Annotated in this window: 15 protein-coding genes and 2 pseudogenes; 11 read left to right on the top strand and 6 right to left on the bottom strand. The window is 54.5% G+C overall.

Going from position 1 to position 15,451, the window contains the following annotated elements:
* Positions 1–28: 28 nt before the first annotated feature.
* Both PFER_RS02105 and PFER_RS02100 read right to left on the bottom strand, forming a co-directional pair.
* Positions 29–550 (bottom strand): HD domain-containing protein, encoded by a 522-nt coding sequence (locus PFER_RS02105; RefSeq protein ID WP_048148226.1) that lies wholly within the window; start codon positions 548–550, stop codon positions 29–31.
* A 2-nt stretch (positions 551–552) separates the two neighbouring features.
* Positions 553–867, bottom strand: coding sequence for a hypothetical protein (locus tag PFER_RS02100; protein WP_048148225.1), 315 nt, complete (start codon positions 865–867; stop codon positions 553–555).
* A 60-nt stretch (positions 868–927) separates the two neighbouring features.
* Between PFER_RS02100 and PFER_RS02095 the strand changes: the two genes are divergently transcribed.
* Both PFER_RS02095 and PFER_RS02090 read left to right on the top strand, forming a co-directional pair.
* Positions 928–1,488, top strand: a complete 561-nt coding sequence (locus tag PFER_RS02095; RefSeq protein ID WP_048148222.1) for an Era-like GTP-binding protein — start codon at positions 928–930, stop codon at positions 1,486–1,488.
* 4 nt (positions 1,489–1,492) lie between these two features.
* Complete coding sequence (locus tag PFER_RS02090; RefSeq protein ID WP_048148219.1) at positions 1,493–1,999, top strand: metallophosphoesterase family protein; 507 nt, start codon at positions 1,493–1,495, stop codon at positions 1,997–1,999.
* A 22-nt stretch (positions 2,000–2,021) separates the two neighbouring features.
* Here PFER_RS02090 and hpkB read toward each other — a convergent pair whose 3' ends face one another.
* Positions 2,022–2,225, bottom strand: coding sequence for an archaeal histone HpkB (hpkB, locus tag PFER_RS02085; protein ID WP_048148216.1), 204 nt, complete (start codon positions 2,223–2,225; stop codon positions 2,022–2,024).
* A 277-nt stretch (positions 2,226–2,502) separates the two neighbouring features.
* Between hpkB and PFER_RS02080 the strand changes: the two genes are divergently transcribed.
* Positions 2,503–2,898, top strand: a complete 396-nt coding sequence (locus tag PFER_RS02080) for a ParB/RepB/Spo0J family partition protein (RefSeq protein WP_048148213.1) — start codon at positions 2,503–2,505, stop codon at positions 2,896–2,898.
* On the opposite strand, the gene PFER_RS02075 is transcribed toward PFER_RS02080, so the two are convergent.
* Together PFER_RS02075 and glmS are read right to left on the bottom strand one after the other, a co-directional pair.
* A complete protein-coding gene (locus tag PFER_RS02075; RefSeq protein WP_048148211.1) occupies positions 2,895–5,744 on the bottom strand; it encodes an STT3 domain-containing protein in 2,850 nt (949 codons plus the stop codon). The two genes, PFER_RS02080 and PFER_RS02075, sit on opposite strands and share 4 nt — an antisense overlap.
* A gap of 10 nt (positions 5,745–5,754) precedes the next feature.
* Positions 5,755–7,551 carry a glutamine--fructose-6-phosphate transaminase (isomerizing) gene (gene glmS, locus PFER_RS02070; RefSeq protein ID WP_048148209.1) on the bottom strand — a complete coding sequence of 599 codons (1,797 nt, stop codon included), beginning with the start codon at positions 7,549–7,551 and terminating at the stop codon, positions 5,755–5,757.
* A gap of 118 nt (positions 7,552–7,669) precedes the next feature.
* Between glmS and PFER_RS02065 the strand changes: the two genes are divergently transcribed.
* The 6 genes and pseudogenes from PFER_RS02065 to trm10 all read left to right on the top strand — a co-directional run bounded on the left by PFER_RS02065 (position 7,670) and on the right by trm10 (position 12,552).
* Positions 7,670–8,254, top strand: coding sequence for an indolepyruvate oxidoreductase subunit beta (locus PFER_RS02065; RefSeq protein WP_048148207.1), 585 nt, complete (start codon positions 7,670–7,672; stop codon positions 8,252–8,254).
* Positions 8,255–8,331: 77 nt separating this feature from the next.
* On the top strand, positions 8,332–9,231 hold the full coding sequence (locus PFER_RS02060) for a phosphate signaling complex PhoU family protein (RefSeq protein WP_048148204.1): 900 nt from the start codon (positions 8,332–8,334) through the stop codon (positions 9,229–9,231).
* A 72-nt stretch (positions 9,232–9,303) separates the two neighbouring features.
* Positions 9,304–10,224: an isoaspartyl peptidase/L-asparaginase family protein gene (locus PFER_RS02055; protein WP_048148201.1), complete on the top strand. Its 921-nt coding sequence runs from the start codon at positions 9,304–9,306 to the stop codon at positions 10,222–10,224.
* 1 nt (position 10,225) lies between these two features.
* Positions 10,226–10,543: pseudogene (locus PFER_RS12600) on the top strand (MFS transporter); the annotation flags it as partial.
* A 94-nt stretch (positions 10,544–10,637) separates the two neighbouring features.
* The gene (locus PFER_RS12595; RefSeq protein ID WP_342666371.1) at positions 10,638–11,396 is read left to right on the top strand and encodes an MFS transporter; all 759 of its coding nucleotides are present in this window, start codon (positions 10,638–10,640) and stop codon (positions 11,394–11,396) included.
* A gap of 31 nt (positions 11,397–11,427) precedes the next feature.
* Entirely contained in the window at positions 11,428–12,552 is a 1,125-nt protein-coding gene (gene trm10, locus PFER_RS02045) for a tRNA (guanine(9)-/adenine(9)-N1)-methyltransferase (protein WP_048148199.1), read from the top strand.
* 44 nt (positions 12,553–12,596) lie between these two features.
* Here trm10 and PFER_RS02040 read toward each other — a convergent pair whose 3' ends face one another.
* Positions 12,597–13,517: a hypothetical protein gene (locus PFER_RS02040; RefSeq protein WP_048148198.1), complete on the bottom strand. Its 921-nt coding sequence runs from the start codon at positions 13,515–13,517 to the stop codon at positions 12,597–12,599.
* Between the two features lie 184 nt (positions 13,518–13,701).
* Here PFER_RS02040 and PFER_RS12630 point away from each other — a divergent pair.
* Together PFER_RS12630 and PFER_RS02035 are read left to right on the top strand one after the other, a co-directional pair.
* Positions 13,702–13,947: pseudogene (locus PFER_RS12630) on the top strand (IS982 family transposase); the annotation flags it as partial.
* A gap of 267 nt (positions 13,948–14,214) precedes the next feature.
* Positions 14,215–15,351: a CGP-CTERM sorting domain-containing protein gene (locus PFER_RS02035; RefSeq protein ID WP_157255013.1), complete on the top strand. Its 1,137-nt coding sequence runs from the start codon at positions 14,215–14,217 to the stop codon at positions 15,349–15,351.
* Positions 15,352–15,451: the final 100 nt, after the last annotated feature.

Raw genomic sequence — 15,451 nt, 5'->3', positions numbered from 1 at the left:
GCTGAAATAGGGAGAAGGGTATTTAACGTTATCTTTTTTCCAGAGCTTCAACGACGTCCCTAAAGTACGGGTAGAACTCGCTCTTCCTAAGGCCCTCAAGGGTTCCCCAGAACTCGTCGAGGTTCGAGAAACCTGCTCTTCTGTACTCCTCTGCCTGGAGGAGCATCTCGAGCCTGTCCACGAACTTCACGAAGCGCCCCTCTACCGTTGTCCCTTCCTCGTACTCGCGGAAGAGCTCCGCATACTCCTCTCCAAGGAGGTCGGAGATTGCCCTGCGCTCGGCTTCCCCCTTATCGAGGTAGCGCTGTGCGGTCAGGGGTATGTCCGTTATGAGGGCCTCCCCCACATCGTGGATAAGCGCTATCCTCACTGCCCTGTCCACGTCGAGTTCAAGGCCCCTTCTCCTCAGCTCCTCTCCGAGTATGAGGGTCATAACGGCAACGCGGTAGGAATGGTCGGCGATGCTTTCCGGACTGGCAACACCCCTCAGAAGCCACCCCGTCCTTGGGAGCCTCTTCAGGTTGCCGATAATAAAAAAGAGGTCGATCATGCTCACTCCTCCGTTGTGAACACCGCACCCTCCGTCTCTATGGCCCTCGCAACTATGGTGTGCCCAATGAAAACGCCGTAAACCCTCACCCACTCACCTCTGCTGAGGGGCACGGCCCCCGCAAATTCGACCCTGAGACCATCGAGGCTGAAAGAAGTCCTGTAACTCGGGAGCTCCATGGGGAGGAACTCTATGAGCGGCTTCCCATCAACAGTGCCCTCGAGAACGACTTTTTTCCCTTTCATCCTGTTATCCCTGAGTTCTTCAGGCGTTACAATGTAATAGTAACCATGCCCGAATTTTATTCTCTTGGGCATCCCATCACCCGCCAAAAGTTAATTAACTGACCGGGAGTATATAAATTAAGTGGTGGGAGCATGATAAGGATAGCAATAATCGGAGCCGAAAACGCCGGAAAATCAACGTTGCTGAACGCACTCATAGGTAAGGAGATTTCGGAGACCTCTCCGATCCCGGGAACCACAAAGGGGAGCATTAAGAGGGCTTTTGGGACGGTCAAAATATCCAAGAGCATGAAGAACCCCCTCGGCGGTGCCGATCGGGTGGTGCTGATAGACACGGCGGGGCTGTTTGACTCGAAGATGGAGCTTCGAGGGAAGGTGCTGAGCGACGAGGGATTCAAGGCGATAGTCAACGAGGTTCTCCAGGCGGACGTAGTGATCCACGTTGTTGACGCGACGGTGGGCCTTCACAGGGGCATGGAGAAGCTCCATCACCTGCTGAAGATGCGTTACGAGAAGCCGATCATAGTCGTTATAAACAAGATCGACCTCGTCACGGGGGAGCGCGTCTCGGAGCTCAGGGAGCTGATTAAAAAACGCCTCGGCCAGGACGCGATAGCCCTCTCCCTCGTCACGTTTGAGGGGTTCAACGACCTGCTCAAGGCGCTCTCAGACTACGCCCAGTACGTGAGGTGATGGAATGAGGGTCGGCATACTGAGCGATACCCACGTTCCAGATGCGTACGTTCACCCCTACGTGCTGGAAACCCTTGAGGAGAGGGGCGTTGAGCTGATACTCCACGCGGGGGATATAACTTCCCTCGAGTTCCTCACTCGCTTGCGGGAGATAGCACCGGTTAAGGCTGTGAGGGGCAACGCCGATAGAATGAGCCTTCCCGATGAACTCGTTGTGGAAGTTGAGGGGCTGAAGGTTGGCCTCATACACGGGCACAGACTTCCCCTTGACTCCCAGAGTTTGACCTACAAGGCGCTCGATATGGGAGTGGAGCTACTCGTGTTTGGCCACACCCACCGCTTCTTCTACGGGGAGTTTGAGTTCCACGGGGAGAAAGTGAAGCTTTTGAACCCCGGCTCGCCCACTCTCCCAAGGAGAAGCGACCCGACGTTTGGGGTGGCGGAGATAGATAAAGGGAAGTTCAGCTTTGAGGTGTTCAAACCGTACAGAACGGGATGGGACTGGCCATAACAAAAAAGAAGGGAAAGCAAGCTCACTGCTTGATGGCGAGCTTAATGTCCTCGGCCTTGACGGTCTTCCTGCCCGCGTGGTGAGCGAGCTCGACGGCCTTCTTGGCGACCTCGACGGCCTTCTCCTCGAGGTGCTCGGCGAGAACCTTGGCGGCCTCCTCGCTAACGCGGGCGGCACCGGCCTTCCTAACCAGCCTGTCAATTGGGGCAATTGGCAACTCAGCCATTTCACATACCTCCTAACATTTTTTTAATGTGTTTTGGCACTTTAATCTTTGAAAGAAGGTGTATATAAACCTTTCGGAAACGGGGCATTTTCTGAAACCTGATGGGCCTCTAGGCTGGTGAGATGCGCTAGTTGAAGAAGTGTGGCTCCCTTTTAAAAGAGTGTCCCCGTTAAGGGGCATCTAATCCCCTGATGTGGACATTGGGCTGGGGCCGTCAGCCTTTGAATCGGGGCAGGTTTAAATATTATGGCCACCTAAACATTCCCTGGGGAGCACAATGGAGCTTATAACCAGGAAGAGGGCTGTTGAAAGGGCCCAACGTCTGAAGGAGTTCAACGAGGGGCTCTATGGCGTCAAATTCGACCTCCTCGAGGAAAGGCTCCCCCTTGAAGGGCTGGTGCCCACTCAGGGCGAGCTGAGCGAGGTTAAGCTCCTCGTCGTGCTCCAGGAGATAAAGCACGGCTACGATGCCCCCATAATCGTGCTCCGCTACCGCGGTAGGGACTACATTCTTGACGGTCACCACCGCGCCTACGCCCTCTGGAAGCTGGGGTTTGGGACGGTGGAGGCTCTCGTTCTCGTGCCCGGTGGAGAAATCGAGAGCAGAATCGCGGAAACCACGGAGAAGAGCGGTCTTAGTTCCCTCAAAGATATAAAAATTGTGAGGGATTAACCCTCCCAGAGAGTGTACTCCTTCTCGCCTATGAACACGGGCTCGACGCGTATCCCCCTTATCGTGAGCTTATCGCCGTACTCCTCCTGGAGCTTCTGGGTGTAGGGCCCTATGACCTCTGGAAGGTGGGCGCTGACCTTGACGCGTATCGCCCTGTTCTCGGTGGAAAGGCCGCTTGCGATGGGCTCGTAGTGGACGATGTCCATGTGGGGCTCAAAGGCCGCGTTGGGGTCGTCGTTGCTCTTCCCGGCGCTCCTGACGAGGTATATGAACGTCACTCTGAGGTTGAGCTCAAGGTTCTTGTAGTCCTTTCTAAAGCCTGCCCTGAGCTCGAGCTCGCCGCTTCCGCCGTCGCCCATTACACGGATTGGAGATACCGGCTTTCCGTTGAGTTTTGGCTGCTCGGTGAGCACTCCAACGGGGCCTTTTTGAATTAGCACGAGTTCATAGTGGTCCGCCTCGGGCACCTTCATCGTGACCTCAACGGGGGTCTCGTTCGTGTGGTCAACGTTAACGTTCTCGGCGAGGACTTCCTCGTACACCTTGCTCCCTCCCTTGTAAGCCCTGAGGAGTATCTTTCCGTCCCTCACGTCCCTTCCAAATGCCGAGATGTAGAGCTTTACCCTGTACTCGCCGGGCTTGAGCTTGTTCACTGCGTTCCACGTGCCGTTCTCCATGACCTCCATGCGGTAGATGCCGAAAGGCTGGAACTCGTAGGTGTTCAGGTCACCGGTGCTGTGGACAAGCCTGAAGTTGGAGAGGAGCTTCTCCGTGAAGTTCCCCTCGGAGGATATTGGCACTCCAAAGGCGAGCTTAAGGAAGTTGCTCGTTGCGATCTTGTAGTATGCCAAGATAGCGTAGTTCTGGAAAATATAGGCCACGTAGGGAAGCGTCCCCTTACCCTGGATGAGCTGGCCCGTGGTAAAATCCACCGTCTGGATCGGCTCGTACTGATTGTTCCCGAGGGTTACGGTGACCTTGTTCCCTTCGATCGTCAGCATGCCGCCGAAATAGGGGTTGGTGAAGGTGTTTCCGCTTCCCTGGAAGGGGATTATCATGGACATCGTGTCTCTTTCGTTCCTTGTTATCGCTCCTCCGAGGTAGCTTATTGCGTTGAACTTCGCCCAGTCCTGGTTCCAGGCGAGGAAGTAGTTGAGCTCCCAGCTCTCAAAGTCCACCTCGCTTTTAACGCCATCCCCCGCGAGGAAGAGGGCAAGAATGTGATCCCTGTCCCTTGCGTGTCCACCATCGGCACTCGCACGCCTGTTGCTCAGGAGAGAGCTCTCAATCCAGTAGCCGTAATCCCACCACGATGTTGCTGTATCGTACTCGTTGGTGTTGTTCTTCAGCCAGTTGAGGGTCTCTTCCCATGAGGTCGTTACGGAGTCCCGCGCCATGGCCTTCGCGCTATTGTTGAGGTACATGGCCCCCGCCACGGGCATCGGCACGAGAAGGAGTATGAGGAGGAGGGTGTAGAGGGCCTTGGTTGAGGGTTTGTCGTTCATGTTGAGCACTGCCTGGAAGGCCTCGCCTATCAGGTAGCCCGCGAGCAGGGCCACGGCCGCGGAGGCGAGGAAGAGGAACCTCACGGCCGTCATCATAAGGTAGACGGACATGCCGTAGAACAGCAGCATGAAGAGGGCCTTGCTGTTAACCTCCTCCTTCCTGAAGAGATCGTATAGGAAGCGTATAGCCCCAACGCCAAGGCCCGCTAAGCTGAGGACGAAGACGAGGGAATCGCTTCCCCTTACGCTGTAGTACCTCGTAACATCGGCCATCGTGGTCTTGGCGAGCTCCTGCACCGTCTCGTAGACCTGCGTTGACTGGTAGGCACCGCTCATAAGCCCCCAGATCTTCGGGCCCACGTAGAGCCTCGCCCCCACGAGGCCGATCAGGATGACGGCCGAGACCACCGCGAGCCTGTGGAGCTTATCGGAGTAGTTGAGGTACCTCCCACCGTAGAGCATCACCACCGTTAGGATCAGAAGGCCTGCGAATGCCTCGAGGGCGAATCTTATGTGTCCCCCGACCCTCACGACACCTGAGGGGACCAGCGCGTAGCCTAGGATCAGGATGAGGAGGTAAGCGGGGTAGTACAACTTCACGAACTCTTTAAACTCCTCAATTTTTCCGAACACGAAGAGTCCTATCGCCGTCAGGGCGCCGAAGCCGAGGAGTGCCATTATCCCAAAGGGAGAGCCGTTCCACGCTGCGAGGCTCAGGACGGCGAGGATGACGAAGAGGGCCCCATAGGCGTACTTCAGGGAGCTTCTCTTCTCATCGAGGTAGTGGAACATTGCCACCGACGCGAAGAGGAAGAACATCATGAAGAGCCCGTCTCCCCTCGCGTTTCCTGAGAAGGTTCTCACAAAGTGACCCACGAGGAAGCTGAGGATGAGGGCGCTCCAGAGCCCCGTCCACTCACTGTGGAGCTTTCTGCCGAGCAGGTAGATGGCTATAATGCTGAGGAACCCAACGAACGGGGGGAACATCCTGAACGCGGAGAGCTCCGTAACTCCGAAGAGGGAAACCACCTTGTAGAACACTGCGGGGATGATGTAGAGTCCGAGGGGTTCTCCTATCGTGGAACCGACGGGGGGCTCGGCGAGGGCGTAGTACTTGGGGAGCCATTCCTGTATGACGAGGCGGTAGATCTCGTAGTGGTAGAAGGTGTCAGGGTCTATGAAGTACCTGGTCGCTGCGGTCTGCATCCTTAGGTGGTAGCCGATGTACGCCGCCACGAGAACCACAACTGGAATCGCGATTTTGATTATGCGTTCAAAAAGGGGGGAGATGTTCTCCCCTTTTTTTGCCTCTTTCATTTCCTTCTCTCTGGTTTTTACCATTTCAATCACCTCATTCAACCGTAACGGACTTCGCAAGGTTCCTCGGCTTGTCGGGGTCGTTGCCCCTCAAAACCGCTAAATGGTAAGCGAGAAGCTGGAGCGGGACGGCGTAGACTATCGGGGTGAGCTCCTCCGGAAGGGAGGGCATCTCCACGAAGACGTCGCTCACCTTCTTAAGCTCCTCCGAGTCGCCGAGGGCTATTATGAAGCCCTTCCTAGCTGAGACCTCCTTGATGTTGCTCACCATCTTCTCAAAGAGCCTCCCTGATGGGGCAATCGCCACGACGGGGACGCCCTCCTCTATAAGTGCAAGAGGCCCGTGCTTGAGCTCACCGGCGCTCAGCCCCTCGGCGTGGATGTAGCTTATCTCCTTGAGTTTAAGCGCGCCCTCAAGGGCCGTGGGGACGTTGAAGGAGCGGCCGATGTAGAAGAAGTCCCTTGCCTCCTTTAGGGACTTGGAGAGCTCTCTTATGGCACCGTCGTGCTTCAATACCTCCTCCACAAGGCCGGGCACCCTTAGGAGGGCCTCCTTGAGCGTCGAAATATTCACCCCCCTGAGCTCCGCGATAGCCATCGCCAGCAAAGCCATGACGGTGAGCTGGGTGGTGTAGGTTTTTGTCGCGGCAACACCGATTTCGGGCCCTGCGTGGGTGTAAATGACCAGATCGCTCAGCCTCGTCGCCATGCTCCCAACCACGTTCACCACGGAGAGAACCTTGGCCCCTTTTGCCTTTGCCAGTTTTATGGCCGCGAGCGTGTCCGCGGTCTCGCCGCTCTGGGTGATGGCTATCACGAGCGTGTTCTCATCCACGACCTTCTCCGCGCTGTAGCGGAACTCACTTGCATCTTCAACGAGGACAACCTTCCCCAGGAGGTGCTGGAAGAGGTACTTGGCGTAGAGGCCCGCGTGGTATGAAGTCCCCATGGCGACGATGAATATCTTCTCGTATTCATCAATGGCCCTCGCTATCTCGCCTATCGTCTCCATGTTTCCATATATGGCGTCCTTTATGGCCTGGGGCTGCTCGTATATCTCCTTGAGCATGAAATGGGGATAGCCGGCCTTTTCGGCCATGTCGAGGGTCCAGCTTATCTCCTGAATCTCCTTTTCCACCCTCTCACCGTCTTCAATCCGCTTAACCTCGTAGAAATCCTTCCCGATTACGGCGTACTCCCCGTCATCTAGAAAAACGACGCGGTTAGTATACTCTAAGAAGGCCGGGACGTCGCTCGCCGCGAAGTTCTCCCCCTCCCCTATGCCCAGCACGAGGGGACTCTCGTTCCTCACGAGGTACAGGCGGTCTCTCTCACCCGCGTAGATTATCGCCAGCGCGAAGGAGCCTTTAAGTTTAAGAAGGGCCCTCCTGAGAGCTTCCTCGAAGTTCTCCGACGATTTCAGCTCCTCCTCTATGAGGTGGGCTATCACCTCGGTGTCGGTCTCGCTCTTAAAGGTGTGCCCCCTCTCCATCAGGCCCTCCTTGAGTTCGAGGTAGTTCTCGATTATGCCGTTGTGGACGAGGGCTATCCTGCCGGAGCAGTCCGTGTGTGGGTGGGCGTTGACGTCGTTGGGCTCGCCGTGGGTTGCCCACCTTGTCTGGGCTATGCCCCTCTTTCCGGGCAGCTTTGAGAAGCCGAGCATCTCATTGAGCTCGTCAACCCTCCCGGCGCCTTTCTTTATTGTGATGCCCTCACCAGTGTCAATGGCGACACCCGCAGAATCGTAGCCCCTGTATTCGAGGCGCTTTAGACCATCAACGAGTATCTTTCCAGCCTCTCCGTCACCGATGTAAGCGATAATCCCGCACATTGCGCTCCACCCTGTTATTATGCTAATACGTAAATGGGGGTGAACGTTAAAAGGGTTTCTGCGGGGCCCCGGGCCCAACCTTTAAAAACGTCAAAGCGTAATTCCTCCGGTGGTGCCGATGGAGTTCAATCTGATAATCACCGGCGTCGGCGGTCAGGGTGGTTTAACGCTTTCGCGCATCGTTGGAAACGCCGCCATGCACGAGGGCTACAACGTCAGAATAGGCGAAACCCTTGGAATGAGCCAGCGCTATGGAAGCGTTCTGAGCTATCTCAGATTTGGCGAAGAGGTCTACTCCCCCCTCATAGAGGAAGGAGAGGCTAGCCTTATGCTCGCCCTCGAGCCGGCTGAGGCCCTCAGAAACGCGCGCTTCCTCGGGAAGGGGAGCCATGCGATAATAAACGCCTATCCGATACATACGGCAACAACCCTCGTCGGGAAGGAGCGCTATCCGGGACTCGACGAGATAAGGGAAGCGATAGGTAAAATCTGTCTCGTTGACATGTTCGACTTCCAGAGGGAGGCCGATAAGATAAACCCGAGAACCCTTGGCGTCCTCATGCTCGGTTACGCCTTCGGGAAGGGGCTCGTCCCGCTCAAGAGGGAGAGCCTCTACGAGGGGATAAGGCTCACCCTCCGCGGGAAGCTCTGGGAGGTCAACTTCAGGGCCCTTGAGAGGGGAATAGAACTATCCCGTGACTGACTTTTATCTATTATTTGCGAAACCCTTATATGTTTTCTCTTTGAGTTCTTATCATCTATATAGTGCGGGTGGTGAATATGGAGTTCAGGAAGATACAGTTTACCGGGAGGAGCTCATACATAATCTCTCTTCCCAAGAAGTGGGTTCTGGAAAACGGCCTCAAACAGGGCGACACTGTCCCCCTGAGCGTAAACCCGGACGGTTCTATAACCATTCATCCAGGGGAGCCCCGCAGCGTTAGCGAGAGCAAAAGGCTCACAATATCGAGCGAGTATTCACCCGATATGGCGGTTAGACTGGTCATATCCGTCTACATACAGGGCTACGACACGCTGGAGATAGAGTTCGCGGAGGAGTTGCCCCAGTACAAGGTCAAGATAAGGAAGACTCTCCAGAACCTCCCCGGGGTGGAGATACTCTCCGAGGAGCCTTCGAGGATTGTCGTTAAGAGCTTCCTAGACGAGGAGGAGATTGACCTGATCGAGATACTCTCGAGGCTCGGCTCCATAGTTATCTCCATGCTCGAGGATCTCGCCCTCATGAGGGAGTTCCAGGACAAGGCCCTCTCCAGAGATATAAACGACCTTGAGAACGAGCTCGACCGCTTCTACTTCCTGGCTATAAGGGCCGTCAACAAGGCCTTTTCCTACCGTTCCAGCGGGGGGAGGGGGAGCTTCGACCTCATAGGCCTCCTGTTCATCGTAAGAAACGTGGAGAGAATAGGCGACCACATACTCAGGATTTCCCAGAACTTCGACGAGGAGCTTGACATAGAGGAGCTCAAACACTACTTCTCGGAGATGATGAAACAGGTTGAGAGGAGGGATTTGAAGAAGATAGACCGGCTAATGGCCGAACTGAAGGATAGGATTAAAAGTATAGACTACCGCAGCTCGGTCTCAATGGACAGCTACAGGAGAATTCTCGAGTATCTCGAGAACATAGGTGAGACGATAATCAACATGAGCATGAGCTGAGGCTATGTCTCGTATCTTTTCGTTTCCATAATCCTTTTAACCGTTCGAGCGCTTTTTATTACGGTGGTTCTCATGGTCGCGATAATAGTCCACGGCGGTGCCGGAACGATAAGAAATGAGGATAGGATTCCAAAGGTCCTTGAAGGGGTTAGAGAGGCTGTTTTGGCCGGATGGCGTGAACTTAAGGGGGGCTCTGCCCTTGACGCGGTTGAGGAAGCGGTCAAATCTCTGGAAGACAACCCCATATTCAACGCGGGAACGGGGAGCGTCCTAACGCTCGATGGAAAGGTGGAGATGGATGCTGCCATAATGCGCGGGAAAACTCTTGAGGCGGGTGCCGTTGCCGGGATATGGGGTGTAAAGAACCCCATAAGCGTGGCGAGGAAGGTGATGGAGAAGACCGACCACGTGCTCCTCGGTGGGGAGGGAGCCGTGAAGTTCGCGAGGCTTCTTGGCTTTGAGGAGTACAACCCCATAACCGACGAGAGACTTAAGCAGTGGGAGGAGCTCAGAAAAAAGCTTCTCGAGAAGGGTGAGAGCGGCCACTGGAAAAAGCTGAACGAACTTATAAAGGAGTACCCGGAGGTGCTGAGGAGTACAGTCGGTGCGGTGGCCTTTGACGGTGAAGAGGTCGTTGCCGGAACCTCCACAGGTGGGGTTTTCCTCAAGATGTTCGGGAGAATAGGGGACACTCCCTTAATCGGCGCGGGCACCTACGCGAACGAGTTTGCGGGAGCCTCCGCCACGGGAATAGGTGAGGTCATGATAAGGCTGGTTCTGGCGAAAACCGCTTCCGATTTTGTGCGCTTTGGACTGGATGCCCAGAGGGCGAGCGAAGCCGCGATAAGCCTCGTCACGAGCAGGTTCGGTGAGAACGTGGCGGGGATTATAATGATTGACCGCAACGGCAACGTAGGCTTCGCGAAGAACACCAAACACATGAGCGTCGCCTACATGAAGGAGGGCATGTCAGAACCTTACACGGGGATATGAAATGGGAAAAAGCAACATATGGTTCCTCCACACTTCCACCTTCCTCTTTTTCCTCGGGATGGCCGTGGTGAACCCGATTATCTCGCCCTTTGTCATAGAGATAGGGGCCGACCCGTTCCTCGTGGGGGCGGTGGCGGCGGTAGCTTCTATAGTATCCCTGACCTTCAAGCCCCTCGGTGGTTTCTTGGGGGACAGGGGATTGAAGTTCCACATGATGGCCCTGGGTTCGTTCCTCGGGGCGGTTGGGGGTCTTCTCTACATAGTCTCCGGCGTTACCGACAACCTGTGGGTCTTCGCCACAGGCAGGGCAATTCATGGGTTTGGGATGGCCCTTTTCTTCCCCTCATCGCTCTCGAGTGCCATAGATTTGGCCCCCCAAGGGACAGGTGGGCGAGACCCTTGGGTGGAGGGGCATGATGTTCTCCCTCGGCAACCTCGTGGGGCCCGGTGTTGGGGGCTACGTGGCGCAGTTCTTCGGTTTCAACGCGGCCTTCGGCCTGACCGTGTTCCTCTCGCTCACCGCGATAGCCTTCGTTTTTGCTGCCTACATGAAGGTGGGAGTCCACGTTGGCGTGGGGAGCGGCGAGCGGAGGGAGAAGGCAAACTACCGGCAGCTGCTCATGCCCTTCTTCGTTGCGGCATCAGCGGCGCTCTTCTTTATGGCCTTCAGCTACGGAGGAATACTCACGTTCCTCCCGGCTTTCTACAAGGAGAGTGGCTTTGGGACGGGGGTATTTGGTCTCTATGCGAGCGTTATGGGAGGGGCTAGCCTCGTGACGAGGGTCTTTGGGGGTAAGGAGGCGGACAGGAGGGGCCCGCTTCCCGTTGCTTTGACTGGTCTATCCCTTGTGCTGGTTGCCTACACCGTTCTCGTCTTCCGCAAGCTGCCCCCAGCGGCATACGTCAGTGCTGTTCTCCTTGGGGCTGGTTTCGGGCTCGCGGTTCCTGCCCTTCAGGTTATGGCCCTTGCGGAGCTCCCAAAGCGCATAAGGACGGTGGGTTCAGGCGTTTACACCATGTTCTTTGACCTCGGCTACCTCTCGGGCCCCCTGTTCCTCGGGTACGTGGCGAGACTCCAAGGCTACGCCGCGGTTTTCAAGTACCTTCCCTTACTCGTTGGGGCGAGCCTCGGGGTGCTCCTGCTACTCCGGCTCACCACCCATAAATCTTAAAAGGCCTCTCCCTTTCTCCCGCTTGATGACCATGAGGAAGCTCGGCGAAGTTCTCAGGGCAATGCTCCTGGAAATGGGCGTGGATGCTATAGGCACGCTCTCGAAGAAGATTCCAAAGAGGGGCTCCGACCCCTTTCAGGGGATAGCAGTGGCGCTCTATGAGGGGAGGGGCTTCATAGGCCGCGTACCGGATGGTGCGCATCTGGCGTGGAAGCTCAGCGGTGAGAGGGTCGAGCGTGCCGGGTACGCTTTCATACCCATGGGGCTGAGCGAGAAGTTTGAGGCCGTCCTAACGCCCGGCGAGTTCAGGGAGGTCCTTGAGGATATCGGCTATCCCTTATTCATAATAGACCTTATGCACTGGGATAAGCACACTCCGCGGGAGAAGAAGAAGGTCGCCTTCCAGGTCTCCCGCTCCTACGGGACGATGAGGGAGTACCTCCACGGCGGGCTCTTGAGGGCAACGTGGGCCAACGATGAGTTCCGCTCCCTCCTGAAGGCGGTTCCAGATGTGGACGCGATTTCCTACCCGGGAACGACCGTCGAGTTGCTCCGTGAGAATGGGATTGAAGAGGTTGTTCTCCTCGACCCGAGGGGGGAGGGGGTTTTAGGTGAGGAGGATTTTTCCGCGGGAGCCTTCATCATCGGGGGCATAGTTGACATGGGGGGCACCAAGAAGGGAACCACCGCTAAGATAGGCGACGCCCTCGAGGCGGAGGGGATAAGGGTAAGGAGGAGACGCCTTGAGTTGAGGGGGGACGTGATAGGCGTTCCAGACAGGATACCCCTAATCCTTGAGGCCCTCCTCAAGATGCTCACGGAAGGCAAGGACATGGAGAGGGCCGTTCTTGAGGTGCAGGAGCCCAAGCACGCCCGCTGGCGCCTCAGGAAGGAGCTTCCAAAGCGCGTGATTCGCTACATAATAGACGGGAAGAGGTACCACGTGGTTGAACTGGAGAGCTTTGAGGAGCTCGGGGGATGGCTCAACATAAGGTGGGAGGACTTCGTTCAGGTGCTCAGGGAGTTAAACTTTGCCGCCATAGAGAGGAAGCGCATCCACAACCTCAACAGGCTCTCGAACCCGCGCATAATAAATGGAAAACTCTACCGAGTGGTCCTGCTAAAAAAAGCGGCGATGCTGTGCTACAACTGCTGACACTTTCCTTTTAGCAGGCTTCACTCCTTAGGGTGGGGGGCTGTTCACCCTTCCCCCTCAAGGATCACGTCAAATATTGCCCTGTGGTTTCCGAAGGCCTCGAACATCCTGTCGGAGTAGTTGTCTGAGGCCGTCTTGAGAAAGAGCTCCAGGTTTCTGACGATTTCATCGTTCATGGGCACGTGGAGGGGCATCGGATCGTAGTAGTCCAGCCCCTTCATGAGCGCCGTCGAGAAGTACCAGAGGGTCTTCCTGACCTTCCTCCCCTTTATCCGTGAAAAGCTCGCGGCACCGCAGTTAAAGGCCGCGTGGAGCACGACTATCGTGTCCACCTCGACCCCTTCTTCGAGGAGCCTTCTCCTCTCACCGTCCTTCCGGAGGTCGGTTATGCGGTAGCCGCTCCGGGTCTGCTCGTCGTATGGAACCTCGATGTCGTAGATGCCCTCTATGCGGGGGTCGTAAACGAGAACCTCCGTTCCCCCGACGATGTAGAGCCTTCCGTCCCTCACCTCGAGCACCGTGTTTTCCGTGCTCAGAACGGGCAGACCGTGCGCCATCGCCAGTACTGACATGGTGCTCTTCCCCGTGTGGGGGTAACCCACGAAGAGGACGGCCTTCCCGTTTGGGGCAACAACACCAACGGAGTCCGTTACGAACATCCGTCCAATCTTGGCGGCCGCTCTGGCAGCCGTCTGGAGTATAAAAAATATCGGCGCCTCATTTCCGTAGGCGGAGGGCACCTTCGACTCTATCTTGTAGGAGTCCCTCCCCATGTGGTCGTAAACCGCGCTGAATACCCTGAACTCCTCGCCCTTGAAGCGCTCAACAATCACGTGGGGTTCTCCGGACGCGTCATCAACCGCGGGAACGTAGCGCCGCGCGAAGAGCCCCTTGAAAGCCTCCTCAAACCCGTCGTCAAGGTCTCCTGTGAATTGAACGGTCACTCCACCCACTCTTATGCTCATTCTCTCCCCCGGTAACGGTGAGGAAACGAGATTTATAACCTTTCCGTGAAACCCCCGGAGAAGTTAGGTTAACCACTCCGAAGAAGTTAAGGGGATAATCGGTTTTAAAACAGGCGGTGTTCCCCCGTGGAAATTTAGTTCCCATCAAATCGTTTAGGGCTATAAGCACTTGAGTTTTTGGCTGATTGGCACTATGAACTTCCAGCAGGAGGTTTTGATCATAAAATCCGAGGATTTACCTGATGATCAGAGAGCACTCCCTGAAAAACACCCGCAGAGAAGTGAAGTAATCAGCTTTACGACCTGATAACATTTCGCAGTACTGGCACACTTATACTTCGGAGGAGTTTACAAGCATGCTTACAGGGTGTTAGTTGAAGAAATGAACTGCTCCATTAGGATTTTGGAAGCAATCCTGACCGTGAACCTGGTGGATTACACAACTTCATGAGTGGTGGGAACTAGGGGTATCCTGACAGTATCTACTGAGCTAGGGCAAACCTTAAAAAACTTTCAGACATAATTAAACACACCAACTATAAAGTATTGCGAAGAAATCTTAGAGGTGGTATGATGTCGACTTTTGCCTTGTGGTGGTTTAAGTGGGGAGGAGGTCAAATCAAAGCACAAGAAGATGTTTTGGGCGGCAAGTTTTATCATAGGGCTTATTACTTTAGCACGGACTTGAGAGTTATTGATGAAATGGAAGATTACTGCCAGAACAATTTGGGGGAGCCTTATGTTTAAGTTTAAGCATGTTTTCATTGCCTTTTTAATCTTTTCCACTCTGGCGAGCTTTGCTTCAGCCGGTATTGTTTATCAGGCCGGATTGGGAGATGGATTTTCTGCATATACGGAAGTTTACAGTGACGGAGAAAACGCATTCTTACTTGTCACGTACACTCCAACCCAGTGGCCTACACATCTGGGGCCGGTTTGTGAGGGCTTCTGGAACTACACTCTCGAAGAAAAACCGTTTCACTGCTATCTTAGCCCAGTCGTCTGGTACTATTTTCCTTTTTATTTTGATGGGAATAATCTGTACTTTGTTAATCCTTTCTTGGATGACTCTTCCTCTAAATCCTCAGAGATTTCATCCCATCCCCTGTTCTATCGTCAAGATAGTGCATGGACCATTGTCTTTTTTAGACAGAAAGAGCCATTCTCTTCTCTTGTGTGGCGCGTTGATAGAAATTGCATTGATTATTTAGGAGTAGGGAATTACACAAGAGAACAGAGAAGCCCAACAACTAAACCCGTTGAAGGGGTGTTAGAAGATGATGCTGTGATTTTTTCCGATGGTTCACAAACGTATGTGATCCCCATTGAAGAACTGGAACCCTATTTTGACGCCAACTTCACGGTAAAACACATTGAAGGGGTATTCCTTAAGGAGGGGGTTCTCTTCTATCCCGCAGTCTATCAGGGCATTTGGAACATCACACCGGGACAGCATGATTACAGTAAGGTAGTTCTCTTCGGAAAAGAGGAAAGCGAAACCAAACTCCTAAACACATCAAGTTTGAAGCCGTTCCCCGTATTCTTCTATGATGGGAAGAGCCTGAAAGTTTTCCACATCTTCAGGATTGGTGAGAATGGAAAATTAGAGATTTTTGTGGAGAAGAACTTCTTCACTCATTGGCCTAAATGCATTTACAGGAACGTGACGATCACCATGACAAAAACTGTGACGATGACAATGACTAAAACTGTAACGGAGACAAAGGAGCATACTAAAACCGTGACCGAAACAAAAAGAGAGGAAGGAATTTGCGGGCCGGCTTTTATTGTATTGCTATCTCTGATGATTTTAGCGCTCAGGGGAGGTAAGTAGATTTCTATAAACGATACAGGAAGATGAACCTGTGAACCCTCCCCCCTCTTTACTCCTGAAATTATCCCCGAAGTGCTTGGTCCGCTCCTTAACAGGTTTA

The organism is Palaeococcus ferrophilus DSM 13482, assembly GCF_000966265.1.
Taxonomy (GTDB): Archaea; Methanobacteriota_B; Thermococci; order Thermococcales; family Thermococcaceae; genus Palaeococcus; species Palaeococcus ferrophilus.
Note: the sequence above shows the minus strand (reverse complement) of the source record. Positions and strands in the feature narration are given on the sequence as shown.